Annotated in this window: 20 protein-coding genes and 1 pseudogene; 16 read left to right on the top strand and 5 right to left on the bottom strand. The window is 69.5% G+C overall.

Annotated features, from left to right (window positions below; translation table 11 throughout):
* The first annotated feature begins 240 nt into the window (after positions 1-240).
* The 7 genes from iolB to ACWD6P_RS00180 all read left to right on the top strand — a co-directional run bounded on the left by iolB (position 241) and on the right by ACWD6P_RS00180 (position 10,416).
* Positions 241-1,134: a 5-deoxy-glucuronate isomerase gene (gene iolB, locus ACWD6P_RS00150; RefSeq protein WP_451441689.1), complete on the top strand. Its 894-nt coding sequence runs from the start codon at positions 241-243 to the stop codon at positions 1,132-1,134.
* Entirely contained in the window at positions 1,131-3,047 is a 1,917-nt protein-coding gene (gene iolD, locus ACWD6P_RS00155) for a 3D-(3,5/4)-trihydroxycyclohexane-1,2-dione acylhydrolase (decyclizing) (RefSeq protein ID WP_451441690.1), read from the top strand. The genes iolB and iolD overlap by 4 nt, the downstream gene beginning before the upstream one ends.
* 67 nt (positions 3,048-3,114) lie before the next feature.
* Positions 3,115-4,608 carry a CoA-acylating methylmalonate-semialdehyde dehydrogenase gene (locus ACWD6P_RS00160; RefSeq protein WP_451441691.1) on the top strand — a complete coding sequence of 498 codons (1,494 nt, stop codon included), beginning with the start codon at positions 3,115-3,117 and terminating at the stop codon, positions 4,606-4,608.
* 150 nt (positions 4,609-4,758) lie between these two features.
* Entirely contained in the window at positions 4,759-5,895 is a 1,137-nt protein-coding gene (locus ACWD6P_RS00165; protein ID WP_451441692.1) for a hypothetical protein, read from the top strand.
* A gap of 277 nt (positions 5,896-6,172) precedes the next feature.
* Complete coding sequence (locus ACWD6P_RS00170) at positions 6,173-6,715, top strand: GNAT family N-acetyltransferase (RefSeq protein WP_451441693.1); 543 nt, start codon at positions 6,173-6,175, stop codon at positions 6,713-6,715.
* Positions 6,716-6,844: 129 nt separating this feature from the next.
* Positions 6,845-9,559: an alpha/beta fold hydrolase gene (locus ACWD6P_RS00175; protein WP_451441694.1), complete on the top strand. Its 2,715-nt coding sequence runs from the start codon at positions 6,845-6,847 to the stop codon at positions 9,557-9,559.
* Complete coding sequence (locus ACWD6P_RS00180; RefSeq protein ID WP_451441695.1) at positions 9,556-10,416, top strand: ABC transporter permease; 861 nt, start codon at positions 9,556-9,558, stop codon at positions 10,414-10,416. The genes ACWD6P_RS00175 and ACWD6P_RS00180 overlap by 4 nt, the downstream gene beginning before the upstream one ends.
* A 76-nt stretch (positions 10,417-10,492) precedes the next feature.
* On the opposite strand, the gene ACWD6P_RS00185 is transcribed toward ACWD6P_RS00180, so the two are convergent.
* Positions 10,493-11,515: an alpha/beta hydrolase gene (locus tag ACWD6P_RS00185; protein WP_451441696.1), complete on the bottom strand. Its 1,023-nt coding sequence runs from the start codon at positions 11,513-11,515 to the stop codon at positions 10,493-10,495.
* A gap of 287 nt (positions 11,516-11,802) precedes the next feature.
* Between ACWD6P_RS00185 and ACWD6P_RS00190 the strand changes: the two genes are divergently transcribed.
* From ACWD6P_RS00190 to ACWD6P_RS00200, 3 genes and pseudogenes are all read left to right on the top strand, one after another.
* Positions 11,803-13,914 carry an FUSC family protein gene (locus ACWD6P_RS00190; protein WP_451441697.1) on the top strand — a complete coding sequence of 704 codons (2,112 nt, stop codon included), beginning with the start codon at positions 11,803-11,805 and terminating at the stop codon, positions 13,912-13,914.
* Positions 13,915-14,007: 93 nt separating this feature from the next.
* Entirely contained in the window at positions 14,008-15,087 is a 1,080-nt protein-coding gene (gene mreB / locus ACWD6P_RS00195) for a rod shape-determining protein MreB (RefSeq protein WP_451441698.1), read from the top strand.
* A 72-nt stretch (positions 15,088-15,159) separates the two neighbouring features.
* Positions 15,160-16,244: pseudogene (locus ACWD6P_RS00200) on the top strand (alpha/beta fold hydrolase).
* A gap of 190 nt (positions 16,245-16,434) precedes the next feature.
* Here ACWD6P_RS00200 and ACWD6P_RS00205 read toward each other — a convergent pair.
* Both ACWD6P_RS00205 and ACWD6P_RS00210 read right to left on the bottom strand, forming a co-directional pair.
* The gene (locus ACWD6P_RS00205) at positions 16,435-16,641 is read right to left on the bottom strand and encodes a TetR/AcrR family transcriptional regulator C-terminal domain-containing protein (protein ID WP_451441699.1); all 207 of its coding nucleotides are present in this window, start codon (positions 16,639-16,641) and stop codon (positions 16,435-16,437) included.
* Between the two features lie 81 nt (positions 16,642-16,722).
* The gene (locus tag ACWD6P_RS00210; RefSeq protein ID WP_451441700.1) at positions 16,723-16,908 is read right to left on the bottom strand and encodes a hypothetical protein; all 186 of its coding nucleotides are present in this window, start codon (positions 16,906-16,908) and stop codon (positions 16,723-16,725) included.
* Positions 16,909-16,965: 57 nt separating this feature from the next.
* On the opposite strand from ACWD6P_RS00210, the gene ACWD6P_RS00215 reads away from it, so the two are divergent.
* From ACWD6P_RS00215 to ACWD6P_RS00240, 6 genes are all read left to right on the top strand, one after another.
* Positions 16,966-17,439 (top strand): WXG100 family type VII secretion target, encoded by a 474-nt coding sequence (locus ACWD6P_RS00215; RefSeq protein ID WP_451441701.1) that lies wholly within the window; start codon positions 16,966-16,968, stop codon positions 17,437-17,439.
* Between the two features lie 32 nt (positions 17,440-17,471).
* The gene (locus tag ACWD6P_RS00220; protein ID WP_451441702.1) at positions 17,472-18,218 is read left to right on the top strand and encodes a hypothetical protein; all 747 of its coding nucleotides are present in this window, start codon (positions 17,472-17,474) and stop codon (positions 18,216-18,218) included.
* A 74-nt stretch (positions 18,219-18,292) separates the two neighbouring features.
* Positions 18,293-18,676 carry a hypothetical protein gene (locus ACWD6P_RS00225; RefSeq protein ID WP_451441703.1) on the top strand — a complete coding sequence of 128 codons (384 nt, stop codon included), beginning with the start codon at positions 18,293-18,295 and terminating at the stop codon, positions 18,674-18,676.
* A 719-nt stretch (positions 18,677-19,395) separates the two neighbouring features.
* Complete coding sequence (locus ACWD6P_RS00230) at positions 19,396-20,070, top strand: hypothetical protein (RefSeq protein ID WP_451441704.1); 675 nt, start codon at positions 19,396-19,398, stop codon at positions 20,068-20,070.
* 123 nt (positions 20,071-20,193) lie between these two features.
* Positions 20,194-20,493, top strand: coding sequence for a hypothetical protein (locus ACWD6P_RS00235; RefSeq protein WP_451441705.1), 300 nt, complete (start codon positions 20,194-20,196; stop codon positions 20,491-20,493).
* Positions 20,494-20,902: 409 nt separating this feature from the next.
* Positions 20,903-21,487, top strand: a complete 585-nt coding sequence (locus ACWD6P_RS00240) for a hypothetical protein (protein ID WP_451441706.1) — start codon at positions 20,903-20,905, stop codon at positions 21,485-21,487.
* Between the two features lie 1,102 nt (positions 21,488-22,589).
* Here ACWD6P_RS00240 and ACWD6P_RS00245 read toward each other — a convergent pair.
* On the bottom strand, positions 22,590-23,819 hold the full coding sequence (locus ACWD6P_RS00245) for a DUF4365 domain-containing protein (protein WP_451441707.1): 1,230 nt from the start codon (positions 23,817-23,819) through the stop codon (positions 22,590-22,592).
* A gap of 301 nt (positions 23,820-24,120) precedes the next feature.
* Positions 24,121-26,715: a GmrSD restriction endonuclease domain-containing protein gene (locus ACWD6P_RS00250; protein ID WP_451441708.1), complete on the bottom strand. Its 2,595-nt coding sequence runs from the start codon at positions 26,713-26,715 to the stop codon at positions 24,121-24,123.
* Between the last annotated feature and the right edge of the window lie 261 nt (positions 26,716-26,976).

The following is a 26,976-nucleotide window of genomic DNA, read 5'->3' on the forward strand; positions in this document are numbered from 1 at the left end:
GCCGAGGGCGCACTGTGAACGCCGCGCTTTCCGCAGGAAACTGGAACATACGAGCCGCAGGAAACTGGAATATATCGAGCCGCAGGAAACCGGCGACGTACGAGCCGCAGGGAACTGGCGACATACGAGCCGCAGGAATCCGGAAGACACACGAGCCGCAGGAAACCGGAAAACGCACGAGACACACGAGCCGCACGACACTGGACATACGAGCCGCAGGGGACTGGACATATGAGCCGTATGAGCACTGAATTCCATCTGAAGGCCGGTGCGGCGGACGACGGCCCGTACGCCCTGGACATCGATCCGAAACGGGCCGGCTGGGGCTACTCGTCGCTGCGCGTCCTGGACCTGCCGCCCGGTGGCCACCACTCCTTCGCCACCGGCGACAGCGAATGGATCGTGCTGCCGCTGTCCGGTGGCTGCACGGTGCTGACCGACGGCGGCGAGGTCTTCGAACTCACCGGCCGGGAGAGGGTGTTCAGCGGCGTCACCGACTTCGCCTATGTGCCCAGGGACGCGCACGTGCAGATCGCCAGCGGGGCGGGCGGCCGCTTCGCGCTGACCGGGGCGCGCTGCGAGCGCCGGCTGCCGGCCCGTTACGGCGCCGCCTCGGACGTCCCCGTGGAGCTGCGCGGCCGCGGCAACTGCTCGCGCCAGGTCAACAACTTCGGGGCGGCGGGCACCTTCGAGTGCGACCGGCTCATCGCGGTGGAGGTGCTCACGCCGGGCGGCAACTGGTCGTCCTACCCGCCGCACAAGCACGACGAGTGCCGGCCGGGCGAGGAGAGCGAACTGGAGGAGATCTACTACTTCGAGATCGCGGCGGCGCACGGTACGGACGGGGTGGGGTACCAGCGGGTCAGCCCGTCGGGGCACGGCCGTGGTACGGACGTGCTCGCCGAGGTGCGCAGCGGTGACGCCGTGCTGATCCCCGACGGCTGGCACGGCCCGTCCATCGCCGCCCCGGGCCACACCATGTACTACCTCAACGTCATGGCCGGGCCCGGCGAGACGCGCGAGTGGCTGATCTGCGACCACCCCGACCACGGCTGGATCCGCGGCACCTGGCCCGACCAGCCCGTCGATGCCCGCCTCCCCCTCTACGAAGCGCCCGCAGGAGACGCCCGATGAACGCCCCGACGACGCGCCGGCTGACGGTCGCGCAGGCCCTGGTCGAGTTCCTCGCCCACCAGTACACCGAGCGGGACGGCCGCCGGCACCGGCTGATCAGCGCCTGCTGGGGCATCTTCGGCCACGGCAACGTCGCCGGGATCGGGCAGGCGCTGCTGGAGTCCGGCGCCGCGTCCGACCGGGGGGCCGCCCCCGGAACCCCGGTGCTGCCGTATCTGCAGGGGCGCAACGAGCAGGCCATGGTGCATGCCGCGGTCGGCTACGCCCGGCAGTGCGACCGGCTCTCCGCGCAGGCCGTGACGACCTCGATCGGCCCCGGCGCCACCAACCTCGTCACCGGCGCGGCGCTCGCCACCGTCAACCGTCTGCCCGTGCTGCTGCTGCCCGGTGACGTCTTCGCGACCCGGACCGCGGACCCCGTCCTGCAGCAGCTGGAGGTCCCGTACGCGGGTGATGTGTCGGTCAACGACGCGCTGCGGCCGGTGTCGCGCTACTTCGACCGGGTCACCCGTCCCGAGGCGCTGATCCCGGCCGCGCTGCAGGCCATGCGGGTGCTCGCCGATCCCGTCGAGACCGGCGCGGTCACCCTCGCGCTGCCGCAGGACGTGCAGGCCGAGGCGTACGACTGGCCGGTGGAGTTCTTCGCCGACCGCGTCTGGCGGGTCGCCCGGCCCGCGCCGGACGTCGGTGCCCTGGCCGAGGCCGTACGTGCGGTGCGCGGGGCGCGGCGGCCGCTGCTGATCGCGGGCGGCGGGGTGCACCACTCCGAGGCGGAGGAGGCGCTGCGGGCCTTCGCCGACACCACCGGCATCCCCGTCGCCTCCACCCAGGCGGGCAAGGGCGCGCTGCGCCATGACCATCCGGCGGACGTGGGCGGCATCGGGCACACCGGCACCGCCACCGCCGACGCGCTGGCGCGCGAGGCGGACCTGGTCATCGGCGTCGGTACCCGCTACACCGACTTCACCACCGCGTCCACGACGCTGTTCGCCGCGCCGGACGTCCGCTTCCTCAACCTCAACATCGCCTCCTTCGACTCCCACAAGCTCGGTGCGCTGTCCCTGGTGGCCGATGCCCGCGTCGGCCTTGAGGCGCTCACCCTGGCGCTGTCGGGTCATCGTGTGGCGGAGGGGTACGAGGCCGCCTACGGGGCGGCGAAGGCGGACTGGGAGCGCCGGGTGGACGCCGCGTACGGGGCCGAGGACGATTCCGTACGCCCCTCCCAGACGCAGGTCCTCGGGGCGCTGGACGGTGTGGTCGACGACACTGACGTGATCATCAATGCGGCCGGTTCGCTCCCCGGTGACCTGCACAAACTCTGGCGCGCCCGGTCCCGGCGGCAGTACCACCTGGAGTACGGCTACTCCTGCATGGGCTATGAGATCCCCGCCGCGATCGGGGTCCGGCTCGCCGCCGGCGACCGGCCGGTGTGGGCGCTGGTCGGCGACGGTACGTATCTGATGAACCCCACCGAGATCGTCACCGCGGTCCAGGAGGGCATCAACATCAACATCGTCCTGGTCCAGAACCACGGCTATGCGTCCATCGGCGGTCTGTCCGAGCAGATCGGCGGCGAGCGCTTCGGCACGGCGTACCGTTTCCGGGAGAAGGACGGTACGTATACGGGCGCGCCGCTGCCCGTCGATCTGGCCGCCAACGCCGCTTCGCTGGGCATGCGGGTGCTGCGCGCGGGCACCGTCGCCGAGCTGCGTGCCGCGCTCGCCGAGGCGCGGGGCTCGGACCGGCCCACATGTGTCTATGTCGAGACCGAAACGGCTGACACTGTGCCGGGCGCGCCGGAGGCGCAGGCCTGGTGGGATGTTCCCGTTGCCGAGACCGCGACACGTCCGGCGGCGGTCGCCGCCCGTGAGGCGTACGAACGGCACGCCGCCGGGCGCCGCCGCCACCTCTGACCCACGCTTCTCATCGTCACAGCTCTCATCGTCACAGCGAAGTCGTCACCCCAGAAAGGCCCCTCGCATGAAGACCATCAGCCACTGGATCGGCGGCAAGCCCGTCGAGGGTGTCTCCGGCAACTTCGGCCCGGTCTACAACCCGGCCACCGGTGCCCAGGAGAAGCAGGTCGCCTTCGCGTCGGTCGACGAGGTCGACGCGGCTGTCCGCGCCGCCAAGGAAGCCTTCGCGTCCTGGGGCACCAGTTCGCTGGCCAAGCGCACGTCGGTGCTGTTCAAGTACCGCGAGCTGATCGACGCGCACCGCGAGGAGCTGGCCCGGCTGATCACCGCGGAGCACGGCAAGGTGCACTCCGACGCGCTCGGCGAGGTCGCCCGCGGTCTGGAGATCGTCGAGCTGGCCTGCGGTATCCCGGAGAAGCTCAAGGGCGAGCTGTCCACCCAGGTCTCCAACCGTGTCGATGTGGCGGCGATCCGCCAGTCGCTCGGTGTGGTCGCCGGCATCACCCCGTTCAACTTCCCGGCGATGGTGCCGATGTGGATGTTCCCGCTCGCCATCGCGTGCGGCAACACCTTTGTGCTCAAGCCGAGCGAGAAGGTGCCCAGCGCCGCCTTCAAGCTCGCCGAGCTGGCCGCGGAGGCGGGGCTGCCCGACGGTGTGCTGAACATCGTCAACGGCGACAAGGTGGCCGTCGACGCGATCCTGGAGCACCCGGACGTCGCCGCGGTCTCCTTCGTCGGATCCACGCCCATCGCCCGCTACATCCACACCACCGGCACCGCCAACGGCAAGCGGGTCCAGGCGCTGGGCGGTGCCAAGAACCACATGCTGGTCCTGCCGGACGCCGATCTGGACCTGGCCGCGGACTCCGCGATCAACGCGGCCTACGGCTCGGCCGGTGAGCGCTGCATGGCGATCTCGGTGGTGGTCGCGGTCGGTGACACCGCGGACCCGCTGATCGGCAAGATCAAGGAGCGGGCCGACAAGCTGCGGATCGGCCCCGGTGACGACCCGGCCTCCGAGATGGGCCCGCTGATCACCAAGGTGCACCGCGACAAGGTCGCCTCGTACGTCACGGGTGCCGCGGCCCAGGGCGCGGACGTCGTCATCGACGGCACCGGCTACACCGTCGAGGGCTACGAGGACGGCCACTGGATCGGCGTCTCCCTCCTGGACAACGTCACGCCCGAGATGGACGCCTACCGTGACGAGATCTTCGGCCCGGTGCTGTCGGTGGTCCGCGTCGCGACGTACGACGAGGCCATCGCGCTGATGAACAACTCGCCGTGGGGCAACGGCACCGCGATCTTCACCCGGGACGGCGGCGCGGCCCGCCGCTTCCAGCTGGAGGTCGAGGCCGGCATGGTCGGTGTGAACGTGCCGATCCCGGTGCCGGTGGGCTACCACTCCTTCGGCGGCTGGAAGGACTCGCTCTTCGGCGACCACCACATCTACGGCAACGACGGTGTGCACTTCTACACCCGAGGCAAGGTCGTCACGACCCGCTGGCCCGACCCGTCCGACGGCGGCATCAACCTGGGCTTCCCCAGCAACCACTGACACCGCCGCGGACGTACGGCGCGGCCGTACGCCTGACCGGGATCCATAGCCGGACCCCCTGCTGGCCCCTCTGCCGGGCCCCCTCGGCAGGGGGTCCGGCACGTTGCTACCGTGCATGCTCGCCGCGCACCGACACAACCGGGGGACGAAATGCACCAATCCATGGCGCTCGCCAAGGGCGCCCGCATCACAGGCGGGGCATTCTGCCTGCTGTTCTTCCTTTTCACGGCCTACTGGATGGCCGTCGACCTCGGTGAGTTCGGCATCGACGGGCTGTGGGAGGCCTGGACCTCCGGGCGCGGCGGCGGCACCAACCTGGTCACCGGCCCGTTCCACCTGGGACTCATCGCCGTCCAGCTGGCCGCGGTGTTCACGGCCTTCGCCGGGCACCGGGTGGCCGGCGGGCTGCTGGCCGTCGCCACCACCTTCACCTTCGCCACCGTGCTGCAGGCCGCGGTCAGCGTCGGCAACCACACCAGCGACGACAAGTGGTTCCTGCACGCCGAGACCGCCACCTCGACCTTCGACGGTGTCTTCATCAGCAGCGTGCTGATGTTCCCGGTGACCGTCGTCGCCGGGATCGTGCTGCTCGCCGGGATGCGTCCCTGGCCGCGCAGCACGCCCAGCGACCCGCCGATGCGCCCGGCCCGGACGGCCGGGACGGTGGCCGGGCTGCTGCTCGGCGCGATGGTCCTGTGCAATGTGGCCTGGCAGCTGTACATGCTGGTGGAGGGCGGTTCCGGCTCCTTCGAGATGCTCTACCTCGGCCGGGGCGTCCTGAGCTCTCTGCTGGCGCTGGCGCCCGGCTGGTCCGGCATCGTGTTTGTGGTGCTGACCGCGCTGGCCGCGCTCAACAGCCTGATGCGGGGCAGTGCGGCCCGCGGTCTGGCCATCGGGCTGTCGGTCCTGTCGCTGCCCAGCGCGCTGCTGGCGGTGGTCGGGATGGCCGCCAACGGCACGCTCTTCGAGCTGAGCGACACCATGCCGGTCATGAGCATCCTCAACTACCTCCAGCTGCTGCTGGACCTGCTGGGCTCGGCGGCGCTGCTCGCGCTGATGGCCCGCGGCGAGCCGGTGGCCCCCGGCTGGCACCCGCCGGCCCAGGCCCCGCAGTTCGCCGTCCCGGGCTTCGTCCCGCCGGGCGCCCCGCCCGTCGCGCCGCCCGGCCCGCAGTTCCCGCCGCCCGGCCCGCCCGTCGCGCCGCCCGCTCCGCAGGCCCCGCCGGCCTGGCAGCCGCCGGGCAACCCGCCGCCCCCGCAGGGCGGGTTCGGGCCGCCGCAGTACTGAGGCGCGGGCCGGCCCCCGCGAGTGAGCGCCCGGCACCGAACGAGAGCCCGGCACCCGTCATAACCGGTGTGCCGGGCTCTTGCCGTGTTGGTACGCTCCCGCGACGCACCCGGTGCGCGACTGCTGCCGGTGCCCGAGCAAGGGAGGTTGATGAATATGGCCCGCCGAACGCCTCATCAGCATGCCCTTGTCCGGGCCGCGGTCTGAGCCGGACGCCGAGCGTCCCGCCCGTACACCGAAGCGCGGCCCGGTCGTGACAGACGACCAGGAGCGACGAATGTCTTCTTCCCCTACCTCTGCCCCTACGCCTTCCCCTTCCCCGGACCGTGCGCCGCGCGGCGACGACCTGCCCACCGACCGTCTGCTGCTGCGGCCCTGGTCCGACGCCGAGCTCGCCGCCGTCGCCGAGGGGGTGCGCCGGCCGCACTGGGCGGCGGACTTCCCCGCCGAGGGCGACCGGGTCATCGCCGGTTTCACCGCCGGGAATCCGGACGCCCGGGGCGCGTACGGCCAGCGACAGATCATCGAGCGGGCGAGCGGCCTGGTGGTCGGCGCCATCGGGCTGTTCTGGCCGCCGGGCGACGGTGCGGTCGAGTTCGGCTACGGCATCGTGCCGTCCCGGCGCGGCCGCGGCTATGCGCCCGAGGCGGCCCGCGCCCTCGTGGCGTTCGCGCTCAGCGCGCCCGGCGTGCACACGGTGTACGCGAACGTCGAGCTGTCCAACCCGGCCTCCTGCCGTGTCCTGGAGAAGGCCGGGCTGGAGCGCTGGAGCGGCGATGACCGGCTGGCGCGGTTCCGTGTGACGGCGGCCGGGAAGTAGGGCCCCGGGCCCGGCCGGTCCCGTACCGCGCCTGCGGTACGGGACCGGCGCACCCTACTCCCAGGGGAGACCACCGGGTTCACCCCGGGGTACCGGCCGCCGGCCGGGGCCCGTCCCTAGGATTCCGGTATGGATCTGCGAGGTCTCAGACTGCGCGGCCGGCGCCTGTACGCCGCCGTGGGCGCGCTGGCCGTGCTGGCGGGCGGTGGCACCTGGGCGGCCGCCTCTTCGGACGCGGCGCCCGTCGTACACCGCGAGGACCGGCTGCTGACCATGCCGCAGGCGCCCGGCGGCGAGAAGGATGTGCGGATCGACACCTCCTTCTTCACCGCGCGGGGCTCCGGCGGCCGGCGGCCCGCGGTACTGCTCGGCCATGGCTTCGGCGGCAGCAAGGCCGATCTGCGGACGCAGGCCGAGCAGCTGGCCCGGGACGGGTACGCCGTACTGACCTGGTCGGCGCGGGGTTTCGGCAGGTCCACCGGGAAGATCGGGCTGAACGACCCGGACGGTGAGGTCGCCGACGTCAGCCGGCTGGTCGACTGGCTGGCCCGGCGCCCCGAGGTGCGGCTCGACGCGGCCGGCGACCCCCGGGTGGGCGTCGCCGGTGCCTCGTACGGCGGCGCGATCGCGCTGCTGGCGGCCGGTCACGACCGGCGTGTCGACGCCATCGCCCCGCAGATCACGTACTGGAACCTCGCCGACGCCCTCTTCCCGCACGGGGTGTTCAAGAAGCTGTGGGCGGGGATCTTCTTCACCACCGGCTCGTCGGGCGCCCCCGCCGGCGCGCCCCGTGCCGCGGCCGGGGCGCCCGCCTCGTCCGGCGGCTGCGGGAGGTTCGAGCCCGAGCTGTGCCGGATGTACGAGCGGGTGGCGGTGAGCGGCACGCCGGACGCCGCGGCCCGGCGGCTGCTGGCCGGGCGCAGCCCGTCCGCCGTCGGAGACCGCATCAAGGTACCGACCCTGCTCATGCAGGGCCGGACCGATTCGCTGTTCACCCTCGACCAGGCCGACGCCGCGCAGCAGGCGATCCGGCGCAACGGGGCGCCGGTGGACGTCGACTGGCTCGCGGGCGGGCACGACGGCGGTGACCGGGAGACCGCCCGGCTGCAGGCCCGTACGAAGGCCTGGTTCGACCGGTATCTCAAGGGCGACAAGGGCGCCGACACCGGGCCCGCGTTCCGGATCAGCCGGACCGGGGGAGTGGATTCGACCGATGGCGTGGTACGGCTGCGCGGTGCGAGCGCGGACCGCTACCCGGGGCTGGACCACGCGCCCCGGCGCATCGGGCTGACCGGCCCCGCCCAGACGTTCCGCAACCCGGCCGGCGCCGGGCCGCCCGCGATCTCCGCGGTGCCCGGCGTCGGCGCGCTCGGCAATCTCTCCGCGCTCGGCACCGGCGGTCTGTCGCTGGACTTCCCCGGCCAGTACGCCCGCTTCGATTCGGCGCCGCTGGACTCCGCGGTCCGTCTCACCGGCAGTCCCGGCGTGCGCGTGCGGATCCGGTCGGGCTCGGGCGACGCGGTGTTCTTCGCCAAGCTCTACGACGTCGCCCCGGACGGCCGCCGCCAGGTGCTGCCCGCCCAGCTGGTCACGCCGTACCGGATCGAGGACGCCCGCGACGGGAAGACGGTCCGGCTCCGGCTGCCCGCCGTCGACCATGAGTTCGCGGCCGGGCACCGGCTGCGCCTGGTGCTCTCCGCCACCGACCTGGGCTACGCCTCACCGGCCCGGCCCACCAGCTACACGGTGTCGCTGACGGGGGACGGCGTACTGAGCGTGCCCACCGCGCCCCGGGTGCGCAGCGCGGCCGCCCCGCTGCCCGCCTGGACCTGGGCGCTGCCGGCCGCGGCCGCGGCGGTCGCCGCGCTGCTGCTGCTCACCGGCCGCCGCAAGGCCGCGGCGCCGGCCCCGGACCCGGCGCTCGCCGAGGTTCCGCTGCAGATCAGCGGGCTCAGCAAGCGCTATGCTGGGTCCGCCGACCGGTATGCCGTACGGGACCTGTCGTTCCGTGTCGAGAAGGGGCAGGTGCTGGGGCTGCTCGGGCCCAACGGCGCCGGGAAGACCACCACGCTGCGGATGCTGATGGGTCTGATCACGCCCGACGAGGGGGAGATCAGGATCTTCGGGCAGGCGATCCGGCCCGGTGCGCCGGTGCTGTCGCGGGTCGGCGCGTTCGTCGAGGGCGCCGGTTTCCTGCCGCATCTGTCCGGGCGCGCCAACCTGGAGCTGTACTGGCAGGCCACCGGCCGGCCCGCCGCCGACGCACACCTCGACGAGGCGTTGGAGATCGCCGGCCTCGGCGAGGCGCTGCAGCGCGCCGTGCGCACCTACTCCCAGGGCATGCGGCAGCGTCTGGCGATCGCCCAGGCCATGCTCGGCCTGCCGGATCTGCTGATCCTCGACGAGCCGACCAACGGACTGGACCCGCCGCAGATCCGCGAGATGCGGGAGGTGATGATCCGTTACGCCGCGGCCGGACGCACCGTCATCGTCTCCAGCCATCTGCTGTCCGAGGTCGAGCAGAGCTGTACGCATCTGGTCGTCATGGACCGCGGGCGGCTCGTCCAGGCCGGGCCGGTCGCCGAGATCACCGGCTCCGGTGACACCCTGCTGGTCGGCGTCGCGGAGCCGGTCGGGGACGCCGTGGTGGAGAAGGTGGACGCGCTGCCGGGCGTCGCCTCGGCGCAGCGCGCCGACGGCGGCCTCCTCGTACGGCTGGACGGCGCCACCACCACGGCGGAACTGCTGGCCGAGCTCCTCCGGTTGGAGATCGCGGTGGAGCGCATCGGCCCGCACCGGCGTCTGGAGGACGCCTTCCTCACCCTGATCGGAGGCGACCGATGACCGCGACCACCACGGCGCGGGCGCCGGGCTACCGCCCGCGCCGTACCCTTCCGCTGCGCGTCGAGGCCCGGCGCCAGCTGCGCCGCCGCCGCACGCTGGTGATCGCCGCGATCCTTGCGCTGCTGCCGTTCGTGCTGGTGGCGGCGTTCGCGATCGGCGGTGACCCGAGCGGCCGCGGCAACGGCCGGATCACCCTGATGGACACCGCCACCGCCTCCGGCGCCAACTTCGCCGCCACCTGCCTGTTCGTCTCCGCGGGCTTCCTGCTGGTGGTGCCGGTGGCGCTGTTCTGCGGCGACACCGTGGCCTCCGAGGCCAGCTGGTCCTCGCTGCGCTATCTGCTGGCCGCGCCGGTCCCGCGGGCCCGGCTGCTGCTGAGCAAGCTGACCGTCGCGCTGCTGTTCAGCGCGGGTGCGATGGTGCTGCTGCCGCTGGTCGCGCTGGGTGTGGGCAGCGCCGCGTACGGCTGGGGGCCGCTGCAACTGCCCACCGGCGGCGCGCTGTCGGCGGGGGACGCGGTGCCGCGGCTGGCGGTCGTGGTCGGCTACATCTTCGTCAGCCAGCTGGTCACCGCGGCGCTCGCGTTCTGGCTGTCGACGGTGACCGACGCGCCGCTGGGCGCGGTCGGCGGCGCCGTCGGACTGACCATCGTCGGCAATGTCCTCGACCAGGTCACCGCGCTGGGCGACTGGCGCGATGTGCTGCCCGCCCACTGGCAGTACTCCTGGGCGGACGCGTTGCAGCCGCGGATGGAGTGGTCCGGGATGCTCCAGGGGGCGTCGGTCTCGGTGGCGTATGCGCTGGTGCTGTGGGCGCTGGCGTTCCGGGGGTTCGCGCGCAAGGACGTGGTGTCGTGACGGGCGGGCCGGGGGCCTGAGCGTGCATCGGCTGCGGGCCGTGAGCCGGGCTGCGCCCGCGGGCGGGCCGCCGCGGTCAGGCGGTCGGCCCCTGCATGTGCGCGCTGACCCAGCGCATCGTGCCCTCGCCCAGGCCCTGCACGTACGTCGCCGCGCTGTGCGTGCCGTCCGGCACGATCTGCAGCCGGGTGTGCACCGGGCCGTGCCCGTACTGCGCGAGGAACCTCCGTACCTTCGGCAGCACCGTGTGCTCCCGGGAGCCGTCCTGGAAGGCGAGGTAGACCTCCGGTCCGCCGCGGGCGATCAGCCGGCGGGCCAGCACCTCGGGGTTGTTCTCCCGTTCCTGCCGGGCGTGGCCGTTCCACAGCGGTGAGTCGGGCACGATGTCCGGCCCGTTGGGGATGGCGACCTTGAAGGTGCCCGGGTTCTGCAGCACGTTCTTCAGCGCCGCGAACCCGCCCGAGGAGGAGCCCATGATCGCCCAGGCGTCGCGGGTCCTGAGGGTGCGGAAGTTCTGCCGTACGAGGTCGGGCACGTCCTGGCTGAGCCAGGTGCCGATCTTCGGCTGGCCCGGTATGTCGCTGCCGTCGTAGTACTGCCTGTTGTCGGGGTTGAGCACCGGCATGACGACGATGAACGGCAGGCTGGTGCCGTTCTTCGACCACTGGGCGAGGCTCTCCTGCAGGTGCAGGTCGGGGCCGATCCAGTAGTTGACGGGGTAGCCGTAGGAGCCGGGCAGCGCCTCCATCACCGGGAAGCCCTTGTCCGCGTTGCGCTTGTCGTAGTACTCCGGCGGCGCCCACACCCACACCTTGCCGGTGAAGCCCGACTTCGGGCCGTGCAGGGTGGTCATGCCGATCGGGGTGTTCTCGCCGGCTCCGCCGACCCGGCTCTGCTCGGTGAAGGTGATCGGGCGGGTGGGCCACTGCACCAGCGAGCGCTTCCCCTGCGCCGTGGTGTGCAGTGCGGCTCCGGTCTTGGGGAGGTCGCCGAAGCGTACGGGGGAGGCCTGGGAGGCGCCGGTGCCGCAGCCGGCCACGGCGGCGAGGACGGTGACGGTGATCAGCGCGATCACCGGACGGAACAGGGCTGTGCGCACGTGCCTTCTCCTTGCCGGACCTGCCGGGAGCCGTCCCGGCGGACCGGGAGCCGTCCCGGTCATCCGGCAAGAGGGCGCAGGGGCCGGCCGGGGTTTCCCTTCCGGGGTGTCGGCTTGCTCGCACCGACCGCCCGGAATCCGGTCCTCCCCTTGTGACCTGGGATGTTTACGTGCGGCGGAAGGCGGGTTTACCAGGATTTTCCCGGCGGACGGCGGGCCGGGACGCGCGGCGGCGGGCCCGCCCCGGCCGCACCGGAACGCCCGCCTGCGGCCCGTATCCTCTCGCTATGACCTGGTCGCGTGCGCTGAAGGAAGCCGCCCGCTCCGGGCTGAGCATCGAGCGGGCCAAGCTCACGCCGCTGATCGCCGTCCGCGGCTCGGCCGGCGTCGCCATCGTCATCGGGCTGTGCCTGTGGCGCGGCGATCCCACCCTCGCGGTCTCCTCCGCCTTCGGCGCGTTCGCCTCCGGCATCGTCACCTTCCAGCGCAGCATGCGGCCGCGACCGGTCCTCGCGCTCGCCGTCGCCGGCGCGCTGGCGGTCTCCACCTTCCTCGGCTATCTGGCCGCCGCCCATACCGCCTGGTTCGTCCTGCTGCTCGCCGGCTGGACCTTCCTGGCCGGGATGGCCTGGGCGATCGGCCCGGTCTCGGGGCTGGCCGGCACCCAGACCGTGGCGATCATGCTGGTCACCGTCACCCTGCCGACCACCGTCCTCGGCGCGCTGGTGCACGCCGCGCTGATCTTCTTCGGCGGCCTCGTCCAGGCCGCCCTCATCGTCGTCTTCCCGGTCCGCCCCTGGGGCACCCAGCGCGATGCGCTCGCCGACGCCCTGGCCGCCGAGGCGGACTACGCCCGCCGGCTGCGGCACGACCCCGTCGCCCCCTTCGACCCGGCGCCCCTGATGGACGCCCGGCTCGCCTCCACCGTGACGCCGCGTCAGGCCCGGCGCCGCCCCGCCCAGCTGCACGGCCCCCGCGGCCTGGCCGAACGCGTCCGGCCGGTGCTCGCCTCGATCGCCGACCCGGTCGTCGGTGCCCCTCTGGAGGGTCCCGAACGCGACCGTGCCCGCGACCTGCTGGGCGCCGCGGCCACCGTCCTGGACGCCGTCGCCCACGCCGTCAGGCACGCCAGGCCCGTACGGCTGCCGCCCGAGGCGATGGCCACCCTGGAGGTCCCGGCGACGGGGCCGATGCTCAAGGGCCCCGCCCGCCGCGCCGCCTACCGTCTGATCTCGCTGCTCGCCGACGCCGTCGAGCTCACCGACGAGCCGGTCCAGGCCACCCGCCCCACCACCGAGGCCGAGCGCGGCCATCTGCTGCGGCCCAGCGTCCCCAAGCTCGTGCCGGTCGCGCTGCGCGCCCTGCACCGCGAGGCCCGCTGGTCCTCGCACATCTTCCGGCACGCCCTGCGGGTCGCCGCGGTCGCCGCGGCGGGCTACCTGCTGGGCACCGCGCTGCCGTTCGGCCACGGCTACTGGGCGCCGCTGGCCTCCGTCATGGTGATGCGCCCGGACTTCGCCCAGACCTACTCCCGGGGCGTCGCCCGTTTCTGCGGCACCCTCGTCGGTGTCGCCGTCGCCGGCGCGCTGATGGCCCTGGCGCACCCGGGCGTGTACGTCAGCGCCGGGCTCGCCGTGGTCTGCGTATGGCTGATGTATCTGCTGATGCGCACCGGCTTCGCGGTGACCTCGGCGTGCGTGGCCGCGTACGTCGTCTTCCTGCTCGGCATCGCCGGTGAGGGCTGGGAGCAGACCGTCCAGGAACGCATCGTGCTCACCCTCCTCGGCGGACTGCTCGCGATGCTGTCCTACGCGCTGTTCCCCGCCTGGGAGACGCCCCGGCTGCGCGAGCGCCTCGCCGAGTGGCTGGAGACCAACGGGCGCTACGCACTGGCCGTGTACGACGTCTACGCCCGGCCCGCAGGGCGCCGCCCGCGGCAGGTGCGCGAGGCCCTGCTGGACGCCCGTGCCGCCCGCGCGGCCTGGGAGGAGAGCGAGGCGCGGGCCGAGAAGGAGCCGGTACGCCACCGCGGCCTGTCGCTCAGCGCGTCGAAGGCGGCCAGCGCCGCGCTCGCCACGATGGGCCGGGTCACGATGATCCTGGAGGCCCACCTGCCCGGCAAGGACGCCGAACCCTCCGCCGGCGCCGCCGCGTTCGCCGCCGCACTGCGTCCCTCGGTGGAGCGTGCCGCGCGGGCGGTACGCGAGGAGCGCGAGGTGGACTGGAGCGCGCTGCGGGCCGTGTGGGAGCGGTGGGACGCCGAGGACGAGAGCCAGGGCGTCGCGGTGCGCGCCGCCGACCTGCTGCTGGACGCCCTCGACGACCTGGCGGAGGCGCTGTCCCCGGAGGCGGAGGAAGGCGACCGGGCGGAACCGGGAACCATCCCGGGCGCCCAGTAGTCTTATTAATTGCCCGCATTGAAACCCATTGGCGGCCAATGGGGTTGTGTGCGGCAATCCCACCCCCGTCGCGAGAGAGCACACGAACTCCCCATGGCGTCCAGCACTTCGTCCGGTACGTACGACATAGGCATCGACCTCGGCACCGCCAACACCCTGGTGTACGCCCGCGGCAAGGGCGTGGTGCTGAACGAGCCGTCCGTCGTCGCCGTCAACGCCTCCGGGGACGTCATCGCCGTCGGCCTGGAGGCCAAACGGACCATCGGCCGCACACCGTCCGGGATCACCGCGATGCGCCCCCTGAGGGAGGGCGTGATCGCCGACTTCGACGCCGCCGAGCAGATGCTGCGCGCCCTGATGAAGAAGGCCCTGCCCAGCCGCCGTTTCTCCAGGCCGCGGGTGGTCATCTGCGTCCCCTCCGGCATCACGGGCGTGGAACGGCGCGCGGTCATCGACTCCGCCCGGGGCGCCGGCGCCCGCGAAGTGCACCTGATAGAAGAGCCGATGGCCGCGGCGATCGGCGCCGGTCTCCCGGTGGACGAGCCCGTCGGCTGCATGGTGGTGGACATCGGCGGCGGTACCACCGAGGTCGCCGTCGTCTCCATGGGCGGCCTGGTCACGGCGCAGTCCGTACGGGTCGCCGGCGACGCCCTGGACACCGCGATCACCGCCTACGTCAAGAAGAAGCACTCACTGGCCATCGGGGAGCGCACCGCCGAGGACATCAAGATCGCCATCGGGTCGGCGGCCTGGACGCCCGTCGGCGCCGACGAGGACGGCGAAGCGGAACGCCGCTCCTCGTACACCGTCCGCGGCCGCGACCACATCAGCGGTCTGCCCCGGATCCAGGAGATCACCGAGGAGGAGATCCGCGACGCGCTGGCCGAGCCGGTCGACGCGATCGTCCAGGCCGTCCACCGCACGCTCGACGCCTGCCCGCCGGAGCTCTCCGGCGACATCATCGAGCACGGCATCGCACTGACCGGCGGCGGCGCGCTGCTGCGCGGCCTGGACCGGCGGCTGCGCCAGGAGATGGGCGTCCCGGTGACGGTCGCCGACGAGCCGCTGGACTGCGTGGTCAACGGCACCGCCAAGTGCGTCGACGAATTCGCCACGCTGCACGGCCTGTTGACGGGGGCGAAGGAACAACCGCGGAAGGCGGTGCGTTTGTAGGGCAGGGCGGTCGGGTGGCCAGGGTGGTCACCGCATCCCCGGACGGTGCCGCCCGACCCCCGAGGAGCATGCATGCCGCAGCCCGCACAGCCGACGCCCGCCCCGCCCGCGTCCCCCCTCCCGGACGCGGTCCACCGCTCGGTGGAGGTCCCCGGTGGCCGGATCCACCTGGTGGAGCAGGGCACCGGCCCCTCGTCCTGATGGTTCACGGCTTCCCCGAGTCCTGGTACTCCTGGCGCCACCAGATTCCCGCGCTCGCCGCCGCCGGCTATCGGGCGGTCGCCATCGACGTCCGCGGCTACGGGCGTTCGTCCAAGCCCCGCGAGATCCCGGCGTACCGGATGCTGGCCCATGTGGCCGACAACGTCGCCGTGCTGCGCGCCCTCGGCGAAGAGAGCGCGGTCATCGTGGGCCACGACTGGGGCTCTCCCATCGCCGCCAACACGGCGCTGCTCAGGCCCGACCTCTTCACCGCCGTGGCGCTGCTGAGCGTGCCCTACGCGCCCCGGGGCGCGACCCGGCCCACCGAGGCCTTCAGGAGGCTCGGCGGCACCGAGGAGTTCTACATCAACTACTTCCAGGAGCCGGGCCGGGCCGAGGCGGAGATCGAACCGGACGTCCGCGGCTGGCTGGCGGGCTTCTACACCGGCCTCTCGGGCGACGCCAAGTCCCTCGCCGACGCCACGACCCCCACCGGCGAGGGCGCCTTCCCCCTCTTCTCGGTCCCTCCGGGCGGCAAGCTCTCCGACCGCTTCCCCGCCGACACCACCCCGTCCCCGTCCTCCTGGCTCACCGAGGCCGATCTCGACTTCTACGCGGCCGAGTTCGAGCGGACCGGCCTGACCGGCGGCCTCAACCGCTACCGCAACGTCGACCGCGACTGGGAGGACCTCGCCGCCTGGCACGGCGCGCCCCTCACCCAGCCCGCCCTCTTCATCGGCGGCGAACTCGACGCCCCCACCACCTGGATGACCGAAGCCATCAAGGCCTTCCCCGTCACCGTCCCCGCCCTGTCCGCCTCCCACATCCTCAAAGGCTGCGGCCACTGGGTCCAACAGGAACGCCCCGAACAGGTCAACCACCTTTTGCTCGACTGGCTGGGATCTCTTTTCGGTGCTGAGTCCGATTCCGAGTCCGGGCCCGTGGGCGCGGGCTAGGGCGGGGGGCGGGGGGATGGGCGGGGGGCCGGTTCGGGGAGGCGGGCCAGGGCCGGTTCCGGGGAGGCGGGCGGCGGGTCATGGCTGGTTACCTGGGGAGACGGGTCATGGCCGGTTACCTGGCGTGACGGGTCCGAGCCGTCCGCCCCCCGGAACAACACCCCCACCCCGCGGCCTGCCTGCTTGGGTCTTACCTGCCCAGGTAGGCCTCCAGGCCATCCAGAATCCGCTCCAGGCCGAACTCCCATGCCCGGTCCCGTGAGGCCGCGTCGGCCTCGATGGACGCGGCGGCCGCGGCGACCGCGGGGAAGCGGTCGGCGCGGCCGGCGAGCAGCTCGTTGAGGGCCGCGCTCATCGCCTGCTCGAGCCCCGTCGCCCGTGCGCTGCCCAGCGCCATCGAGGCCGACACCTGGGCGATGGCCCGCCCACCGGACCGCCGATGAGCCCGACCGCCCGTACCACGCCGCCTGTCCGCCCGCTAGAGAACGTCCTGCAGCAGCAGGCACAGCGCGACGGCGAGCGGATAGCAGCCAATGCCCACCCAGGTCAGCAGCCGGCGTGACCTGCGGCGCCCGAGCCAGATGAGTGTCAGCCCCGCGTGCGTCACCAGCAGGGCGAGGAACGGAAGATCCTTCCGAAGGCCGTAAGCAAACGCGAAGTACACCCAAACCCAGGGAAGAAGTATCGCAAAAAAGAGGGGGAGCAGCGCCCAGGAACGTACTTGGCGCTGGACGTACTGGTCAGCCGGACTGCCTGTCTCACCGCCCAGTTCAAGCGATGGAAGATTGCCACTGTCATCGCCGAATATTTTCACCGCGATACAGTAACAGCGCGTAGAGGGCGCGTCAAAGTTATGAATGGGGGCAGGGTGGCTTTTTCGGTTGATCCGGACGATCTGACTGGTTTCGGAAAGCAGGTGAAGCGGGCCGCCGATGATGTCGAGGAATCGCGGGACTATGTGAAGAAGTCGTGTGAGATGCTCGCATCGGATGTCGGGCCCATGTCAACGGTGGCCCAGCTGTGGGGCGGCGGACATGAGGATGTGGTAAACCGCGTGCAAAACACACTCAAAGCGCTGCAAAAAATCCTCAGCACGTCGTCAGTTGAATTGTTGAACTCCGCGAAGCATTACGAAGCGACCGACAGGGACGAGTCCCGAAAGATGGATGCTGCCTACCCGGCGTCCAAGCGTTAGCGAAAACACGCTCAACTCGGGAGTAAAGGGATATGACCTTCGCGGATGTGGCAAAGCCGACTGGTCGCCTGGTGGCGCCCAAGGTGGATGACGACAAGGAGGAGCCGGAGGGCGGGATCGTCAAGGACCTCCTGTCCTTCGGGGATGTGCTGAGTCCTTCCTGGGTGATCAGTAAGGGGCTTGAGTTCGCCTTCGACTTCAACCCGGTCGACGAGGCGAAGAAGCTGATCGCCGGCGACTGGGCCGAGTATGCACAATGCGCCAAGGCGTGGAAGGCCTTGGGTAACTTTTGCGAGGACCTCGCGGAGAACATCAAGGCCGGTAGCACGGCACTGGATAAGTCCTGGAACGGCAACGCCGCGGACGCCGCATATATCTACTTCGAGACGCTCTCGAAGGACATTGCGGATATGAAGGACTCCTTCGCGGCACTGGAGGAGAACTACGAGAAGACGAGTGAAGCGGTCTGGAACGCCGCGGAGGCGTGCGGAGATCTGCTGCAGGGAATTCTGGACACTGCGGCGATCGTCGGGCTCACCGCGCTGGCCGGTGCCTCGACGAGCTTCACTCTGTTCGGCCCGGCGATCGCCGCGGGGGCGGTAGCCGCAGAGGTCATCGCCATGATCAATATGTGGTCCAAGCTGACCACGGTCATCAGTGAACTCCAGACGGCGATCAATGGCTCGGTGGCCCTCGTTACCGGCATCAGTTCCTCGATCGAGAACAAGGCCATCAAATTCCCCCTTCCCGGCAAGGCGTACGACAGCCCGGTGGCCTGACCCACCGCCCGGTGGCCGCACAACGCCCTCCGGGCAACACAGCTGACATCCGACACAGAAACATCGGGGAAGACATGCAGTCCAACGACCATCACCGTGAAGTCGGCGACGCCGAGTTCATGGGCCTGGCCAAGGATGAGGCCAGGGCTCGCATGCTGCGCAAGATGCTGAAGAACCTTGCGCAGGGAGACGAGAGAGATCCCTTGGCCGCGATGGCCAGGGACGTCATGTCGGGCCGGCGGGGCATCAGGGATGCCATCGACGACCTGCCCCGGAACGAATCCCTCGAAGGGCGCTTCGACAGGTTCCAGCAGCGCTGGGACGCGATGTCGGAGAGCGAACGCCTGGCGGCGGAACGCCAAAGCTCCCAGTACCTGGATGAACAGCGCCGAGAAATCATGACGGAACGCGAACAGTCCGGTCGTCACGGCGCGACACCGCCCCGCCACCGCGGCTGACGGTACCAAGCCCCTCCGCGGGGTCCTCCCACGGTCCCGGGGGCCGAGGGCCACCAAGCCCCCTGTCCGCAAAAAGCCCTCCACGAGGAGGGCTATGCAACAGGAGGGGAAGAGCGCCCCTGGCAGGACTCGAACCTGCGGCCAAGGTCAGAAGAGAATCGCACAGTTCATCGTTCGCACCCCTCTGACCTGGCTCTTTCTTCCGCTGGGCGCTCCGCGTCGGAGTAACTTCGACACGTATTCGACAGGGAGCCTCTACGCGGCGGCAGTTCGTGGGACATGAGTAGATACGAAGGCGCCTTCAGCGCCTACGACCCATCAAGGTCGGCTGCGCTGACGGGCCGCACGTGCGGGGATGTTGCAGCCGTCTGAACCGGACAGCCCGGACAGCCGCGCTTGGAGCTGTCCGGTCGATTTGCGCAGGTCACATGTTCAACCGGACAGTCGGACAGTTGGGACACGGCAGGATTGCGCACACGGCTCCGGAGGGCATGCCACGACGTGTGGCGGTCGTTGTGGCAGCAGCCAGTGATCGAGCGGCGATCGCATTCAACTTGCTTTGGCAGGAGCCTGGTTGGCTAGGGTAGCCAGCTCGCGCTGACGTCATTGTTGGCCGGTTGAGTGAGGGGGAGAGCTTGGAGACGGCTCGGGTCTTCTTTGGTCTCGCAGCACCATTGGCGATCTCATGGGAGCGGGAGTGGTTCGCGGATCGTCCGCGCTTGGCGATCCTGGTCACGCTCGCATATGGCGCATACGCCATCGCGCCGTACAGAGATGAGGCCAAGCCCTTGGGGGCGCTCGCTGCAGCTGTACTCGTGGCAGTCGGGCTGTCGCTGGTGTTCAGTTCGTACCATGATCTGTTCGCCAGCGTCTCCATCTTCACACCCGTGACCAGCGGGCGGCTGGCCAGCAGCAAAAAGGTGGGTGCGGTCCTGCTGGCAATCGCGGCGCTCACTGCCCTGTGGGTGGCAGGAGCCACGACGGCGGCCCTTGGGGTTGAGCTGTTGTTGAGCGACAAGGCGACCGTGATGACCTCCGCCTTGCTCCTGGCAGTCTTCGGGGGAGGAGTGCTGGTCAAAGCCGTGACCGACCCGGTCAAGGAGGAGGTGGATCGGCTCCGGCCGGGGCCGGCCAAGACGGCGGCCGAGGCCTTGATAGCGAGCGGCGGCAGGAGTATCGGGCTCATTGAGCGTGGAGTGTTGTTCGTCTTCCTTGCCGCTGGCCAGCCGGAAGCTGCTGCGCTCGTGTTGGCAGCCAAGGCTCTGGCGCGTGCCCCCGTCGACCATGTTAATCACGCTTCTAAGTATTTCCTCGTCGGTACGCTGGGCAGCGTCATCGCTTCAGCAGCTATGAGCATGGCTGCACGTTCAGCGGTCGGGTTGTCCATTCTGTAGGAGGTTTCCTTGGAGCTCAGGGGGCACCCACTCGTCCGCAAGTTGCTTTCCCTTGGGTTGCCCCTGTCGGACTACGTGGTGGCAGGCAGCGGGCCGCTCCTCGCGCATGGTCTCAGGGCTGAGGTGACTGACCTGGACGTCGTCGCGCGTGGCGAAGCCTGGAAGGTCGCCATGAGCATCGCTGATCCGACGCCGTCACCTTCCGGCCACGGCCTGCGAGTGGTGCTCTTCGACGGCGGCATCGAAGTCTTTAATCGCTGGTTGCCAGGCACACCAGACGCTGATGAGTTGATCGATGGCGCTGAGTTGATTCAAGGCATTCCTTTCTGCCCGCTCTCCGTGGTCCTTGCTTGGAAGCGCAGATCCGACCGAAGGAAAGATCAGGCAGATATCAGGGCGATACAGGATTACCTGCGCCTCTAGGCGTCAGCACCGCAAGGCTGGTGGCGGCGCTCGACTATTGACCGCTGTACGCTTTGCCAATGTAGCTCCTGGCTTTGTTTGACCTGGACAACACCCTGATTGACAGGCAGGGCAGCCTCGATGATTGGCCCAGCGACTTCACGGGGTCTCGCGGGCATCCTGCTGGGACGGCCCGCTTGATCATTGACACTGATGGCCGGCCGTTCCGGAAACAGCGCCGACGCTCGCCCAGCCGGTGCACCAGCAAGCGACCCCGGAAGGCTGGACGCTAGGTGTGCTGTCGTACGAGGCTCGCCTGTGGACGTGGCGGGCTTGCTTCGTGCGGCGCTCGCGCCGTTCTCGGGCCCGGTTGCCAATCGACCTGCGCGTTCGAAAGATTTGGCAGCTGTCCGGTAGATAGGCTCACAGAGTGGATGCCGGGATAGCTGCAGTTCTGGGTGCGCTGGCTGGCGCTGCTGCCACCATCGGTACGTCGCTGGTGACCAGTCATGCTGGCCGGAGCCAGGCACGTTTATCGGCCCGAGCGGAGCACCTGCGACAGCGCCGACAACCGCGCGAATCGGTGTATCGGGACTTCCTGGCCTCGGCCACGGACCTCCGTGATCAATTGCGTTCGGTTAGCGGTGGGGCTCTCGATCAGCCCGCATTGCTCGACACTGACGAGTTTGATGATGCCTATGCGGCGGAAGTGAATCGACTGAATGGCGAGATCAGAGCCCGTTGGCTCGATGTGTCACTTTCCGGTCCGACTGAAGTGGCAGCACGGGCAGGCGAAATCGAAGCAGCCTCAGCAAGAGTCGCCCTTGCTGTGGTTTGGCTCTCGACCCACGATGACGACCATTGGGCTACGGATCACGTCTGTTCTGCATTCATGGCCCACACGCGGACGCTCTTCCGTGCCATTCCCGAAATGATCGAACTAGCTCGTGAAGCCTTGGACGACGACGGGACGGCTGCGGTGACCGCACGGCTGGGGTCGGGGCACGGGTCATGAGTAGAGTCGATGGTGATGTTGAACTCGTCAGCTGTCGACTGAGCCGTCGTTGCTTGACGGCGTGGGAAGCTTGCAGTTGGAGTCCCGGAGTCACGGGAACCAGGTCCGTGTTCGCCAAGATGCGCGGCCAGTTCCCTCAAGGACTCTCGGCCTACGATGCGGACTATGTCGCCGTCGGCTACGCGAAACGCATTGCGGACCACTACGGCATCGCCGTTGTCCTGGCCCACCACGTCCACAAGATGGCCTCCGAGGACTTCCTCACAGAGGTCTCCGGTACCACGGGCATCGCAGGCGCTGCTGACGCCACCCTGGTACTCGAGCGCGCCCGTGGACAGGCGGACGGCATTCTGCACGTCACCGGCCGCGACGTGAATGCAGCCGAGTACGCGCTCTCCTTCCAGGAAGCCTCCGGGGGCTGGCATTTGCTCGATGGGCACCGCAGGCGCCACCGAGGCCATCGCCGCTACCATCCTGGCGCCTACGGCCCGATGCGGCCCGAGGAACAGGCCGAGTTGGCCCCTCGACATCATGACCGTCCGCCTTCGCCAGGCTGCGGCGGATCTCACCACCGGCCGGCGCGCGGGGTGACACCGAGGCCGCGACGGGCAAGCGCTACGTGGCCGGTGGGCGCGATCAGATGGTGCGGACCGCGCGGGCGAGGGACTCTGAGCCGCCCAATGAGGGGCTAGGTGGTGCGCGGCGCCTGAATCGGTCCGGGCAACACATAGGCCCAGCTTGGGGAGTGAATCCCTGAATCGGCCCAGACAACGAACAAGGCCCAGGTCGCCGACCTGGGCCTTCGTCTGTGGAGCGGGTGACGGGAATCGAACCCGCGCTCTGAGCTTGGAAATCAGGGGGCACTTGGGTACATGCACGGCCGCTGTCCTGGGGAAACGTCCGTTTGGGCTATCGTCCGGCCGGCCGTCTAAGTCCCCACATTGACCGCTACCTACCACCGTTACTGGCACGTGGTGGCACGTCTGCAGACGGTGCGGCCGACGGCATCGCCGTCAGGCACGCACGCCCACGGCGACGGTCCGGATGTGGTTCCCCTCTCTGTTGAGCGGGCTGCGGGGCTGCTGGGCACCCTGTTTTGCGCTCATTGAGGCTGTGACACGGGTGTCGTGGGCTCGGGGATACGCCAGACGATGCGGACCTGTTCGTCGAGAGGGAGCGAGGGGCCACCGACGTAGATGCGATGGATGAGATAGAGGATGGCCAGCCGGTATGCCTCCGGCTCGATGTCGTCCACCGTCTCCACCGTTGCCCGGCTGAGCCTGTTCACCTGGCGGACGACACGTGGGTCGGTCTCGAGGGAGCCGAGCTCGGCGACGATGTCCGGTTCCAGAGAGGTTTCTATGCGCATCGCGTGAATTGAGCGCTGCACGAGGTCTGGCTCGGCATCGATCCGGTCGAGTATGCAGGCGAGCACGTATGCATGGATGACGTCTGCTTCGATCCTGCCGTGTTCCTTGGGTTCCTCCCCTGTGCAACTGGGGCATCCCTCGCACTCGACGAGTTCGTCCCCCGGGCCTTCGTCGGCCTGCCGGGTGGAGGCGAAGCACGCAGCCGCCCACATGATCTCGGATCGGTTCAGCCCCAGGTCCTCGGCAGTCCACAGATCAGGGTCCGGGGTCCCAGGGCCGTTCCAGTCCTCCGGCATCGAAAGCTCGGAGCGCATCAGAGACTCCAGGGTGACCCAAGCTGGCTCCCATCCCTGGGCGCTGAGCAGCAGCGTCGCCACTGCGTCGCCTGGGCGCTTCCAGAAAATGAGGTCATCGTCGTCGCCGTTGACAAAGTGCAGAACGTGATCTGCTGGGTCGAATTCCGTTCCGGACATTTCTCCGAGATGGGTGAGCACGGCTTGCCGGCCCCGATAGCGCCCGACGTAGCGGCGTGCCTGGGCGACAAAGGAGTCCATGGTGGTGTCGTCCAGCACCGCATTGGGGCTGATCCCGATGAAGCGTGGTGCATTGAAGGAGCCAAAGCGGCGAATTTGTTGAGTGGCGTTTGCCCAGTACAGGTTCTTGCTGTTCGGGTCATACACCACGCAGTAGACAGGGATGTTGCCCTCTGACCAGGTGTCGCGGTGCCGGTCGACAGGCACCGCGTAGCCGTTTCCCCGACGCCAGCTGTCCCCTCCTTTAACCTGGACCTTGATCGTGTCGCTGGTGACGTCCCCGTCATCGGTGAAGGTGATGTAGAAATCCTCACCGAAGTCGTTCTGCCCGGATATCTCCTGCACGATGTGATCGTGCTCCTCAAGTAGCGTGCGCAGCGCGTTCACTGCAGCCTGGCCTACGCGCCGCCCTTTGGGGATCTTCGGCATGCCACTCTCTCCAGAGGTTCCTCATATGCCCAGGCGGACCGCGACAGCGCCGCCCTCCGCTACCTTGTACCACGCGTCTGACAGCGCATCTCGCAAATGGGCGACGGCCAAACTCAGGCCAAGGGATGCCGCTGGGGCATGGCGCATTCGAGGGCGGCGCCGGGCCACGCAACGGCCTCAACTCTGAAACGGCCGACGGGTATCGAACTCGTGCTACCGGGGGCGGCAATGAGGGCCGCGTTGCACTGAGGTGATGGCGCGGCCCGCTACCGGTCGTCACGTGTTGGTCAGTTGTGCGCGGTCAGAAGGAGACTTGCCCCTGCTCGTCCGATGGTTCGTGCGCCACGACCTGCTGGACGAACCAGGACATGATTCCGACGATCTCCTTAGAACGGTTCGCCAACACCTCGAGGGGGAACGATGGGCGCAGCTCGAGCTTCGCCTCTGCCAGTTCAATGCCTGGGACGTCATTCAAACGGGACATGAATTCCTGACGCAGGCCGCTGTCGTCGAAAGGCGGCCTGGAGCGCATGTACTGGAATACGACCTCGACTGTGCCGAATACGGGGTAGAGGGTGAATGGCCAAATGGCGGCGGCGCGGGACGCGGACTCCTTGCGCAGCATCAGGAAGCAGCTGGTCTCGGTCGCCTTGCCATAGTCGAGATGGCAGCCGGGAGCGATACCTTCCCACGACTGGAGGAAGGTGAGGATGGCGTCGGCGGCGTCCGGCCGATTCGCCCGGAGCAGGTCGGTGAAGCGCGCGGCACGAGCAGCGAACGTTCTGCCCATGGCCGCCTCATCGGATGAGCCGCTCGACGTTCCCATCTCGGGCACCTCTTTACCCAGAAGCGATGCGAGGTCCTCCGCGGTCAGGCGATGGGAACTGCGCGCCTTTCCACTGGAGTCGAACGGAACCCCTTCTGCGTGCAGGAGCGTGAGAGGGGTGCCGCCGTATTCGTCGTTCGGCCAGCGGAATGACGCGGAGACCCGTCCGGCGGCGGTCAGGACCCGGTAAGCCCCGTGCACGCCGGCCTTCGTGGCGAGAAAGTTGCCGACCGGAACAGGATGGCTGCCGATCAGTTCGGCAATGTCCCCGTAAGTGGTCCATGTGCCGGTGGGCATAGCGATCAGCGCGGCACGCAGATCGCTCCATCCCGTCCACTCCTCGCTGCCTGTGCGTTGTTCCCCCTCGGGGCCGGGCCACAGGGAGACGGCACGCGTGGCCAGGTTGTCGGAACGTTCCAGGATCTCGTTGCGGCCCCACCGGAGCGTCCCGGCGATTTCCTGGTTCATCCGGAGCGAACTTGCTTCCAGAATCTGTTGCTTCCGCTCGAAAGGGTGGTTGGAGAGTTTTGTGTTCTCAGCCGAGAGCGTCAGGTTTCCCAAGGTGTGGACCAACAGATCGTGCAGTTCTTGAGGGGTCTGGCCGTCATCCGCATCCTCGGCGAGGACGTCGATCCATGCCTGGGCCGGCCGCTGCGGCAGCACGTGCTCCACCGTGAGCTTGGCCCGCTTGAAGTCCACGGGCTCCGCCGATCCGTAACTCTCCTCCAGCCGCTCCAGGACGTACGTGCGTTGCGATGCCTGCCCGTTCCAGTAGAACGGTTTGCTGCGGATCCCGTCGGCTACCTCAGCGTCAGTGGGCCAGCCGCGACGTCGGCCCGAGAGGTAGCGTCGCACCGCCTCCGCGGCCGGCCGGTCGGTTTCCATGTCACCCGGCATCGACATGAAGAGCCGATTCAGGCTCTGGGTGCTGGCCTGGCACAGCATGCGGCGGACGAGGAATCCTTCTACGTATCCGAGGGCCCTCGCCGCCTCGTCGGCCTGGGCGCGCCCGGCGTCCACGAGATCGAGCAGGTGGAGCGCGATCGGATAATGGATGCGTCCGCCCCAGCGGGCAAGGTGGCGAAGCTGCTGGCGCAGCTCGTCATGCGGCTCCAGGGCGGGATCGAGAATCCGCCGCAGCAGCTCGGCGCGCCGGGCGAGTTCGCTGATTTCCATCTCCAGCGCTTGCTCGTTCCCTGCCAGCGGTTCGAGCCGCTGCTGCTGGACGCGGTAGATGTCGGTCTGCTTCGTCTTGCTCTCGCCACGTACGACGAGGTCGAGCCAGACGAGGAGTTCCAGATTCTTGGGCCCCAATTGCTGTTGCATGGGCAGCCACAGCTGCTCGTACACACGCTCCCCCCGGCCCGGGAGCAGCATGAACACGTAGTTCCGGAGCAGGTCGCTTTGGCTCAGGCCGACGCCGGTGTTATTGAGGGATTCGAAGATCCGGTACACGTTGTCACCGCGCTCAGCAGTGATCTCCACGATGGAGAGCAGATCCCGTAGGGCTGTTTCCACCGCGGTTGTCCACTCCGCGCCGTGTTGCTCTTGCCCGCTCGCCAGCACGCCGCGGAAGAAACGGTAGGCGGCCCCGATGTTGTCGGCGCCGCCTGAACGAGGACTGCTGGAGATGCAGGCTCCGTAGGACGCCCGGTCGGCCTGAGTGGGAAGCAGCCGGAAGTGCTCATCGCCTTCCAGGAACTCGTTGACGAGGTACTGGCGGTGGATACGGTCGGCCGTTCGCGCGGAACCCTCAACCACCGAACCCCTGATGTGGTCGCGCAACGCGGTGAACGCCAACATGATCGTTGTGATCCGCTGCTGCCCGTCCACGACGAGCCAGCGTTGCACTCCTCCGGCTTGCAACTGGCCTGGGGCCAGAACGACGGAGCCGAGGAAGTGCGAGGGGGGACTGCCCCCTTCGATTTGCTGTTCGACCAGATCGAGCAAATCGTCCCACAGCCGTTCCAACTGCTTCCGCGTCCAACTGTAGGTCCGTTGGTAGAGAGGTACCTGGAACTGCTTCTCCCCCTGAACGAGCTTTAAAAAGGTGATCTCTTGCGCACGCAAGGAGCAGCCCCCCTCGATTGTGAACGTCTTGCTAGGCGGCCTCGCGACCTGTGACGTCTGCCCATCAAGAGCGTAGTGCGGAGCTTTGCTGCCCGTAGTCCGGTCGGGGAAGGGGCAGGCGGGCCTGGGACAAGGCCTGCACGGCAGACCTGACCGAGTGCGAGTACAGCTCGCCCGTTGGCAAGCGGGTATACGACCTCCGCCACACCTGCTTGACGACCTGGCTCAGCCACGGCATCCCGCCGGCACAGGTCGCCGAAT

It is taken from the genome of Streptomyces sp. NPDC002446 (assembly GCF_053595675.1).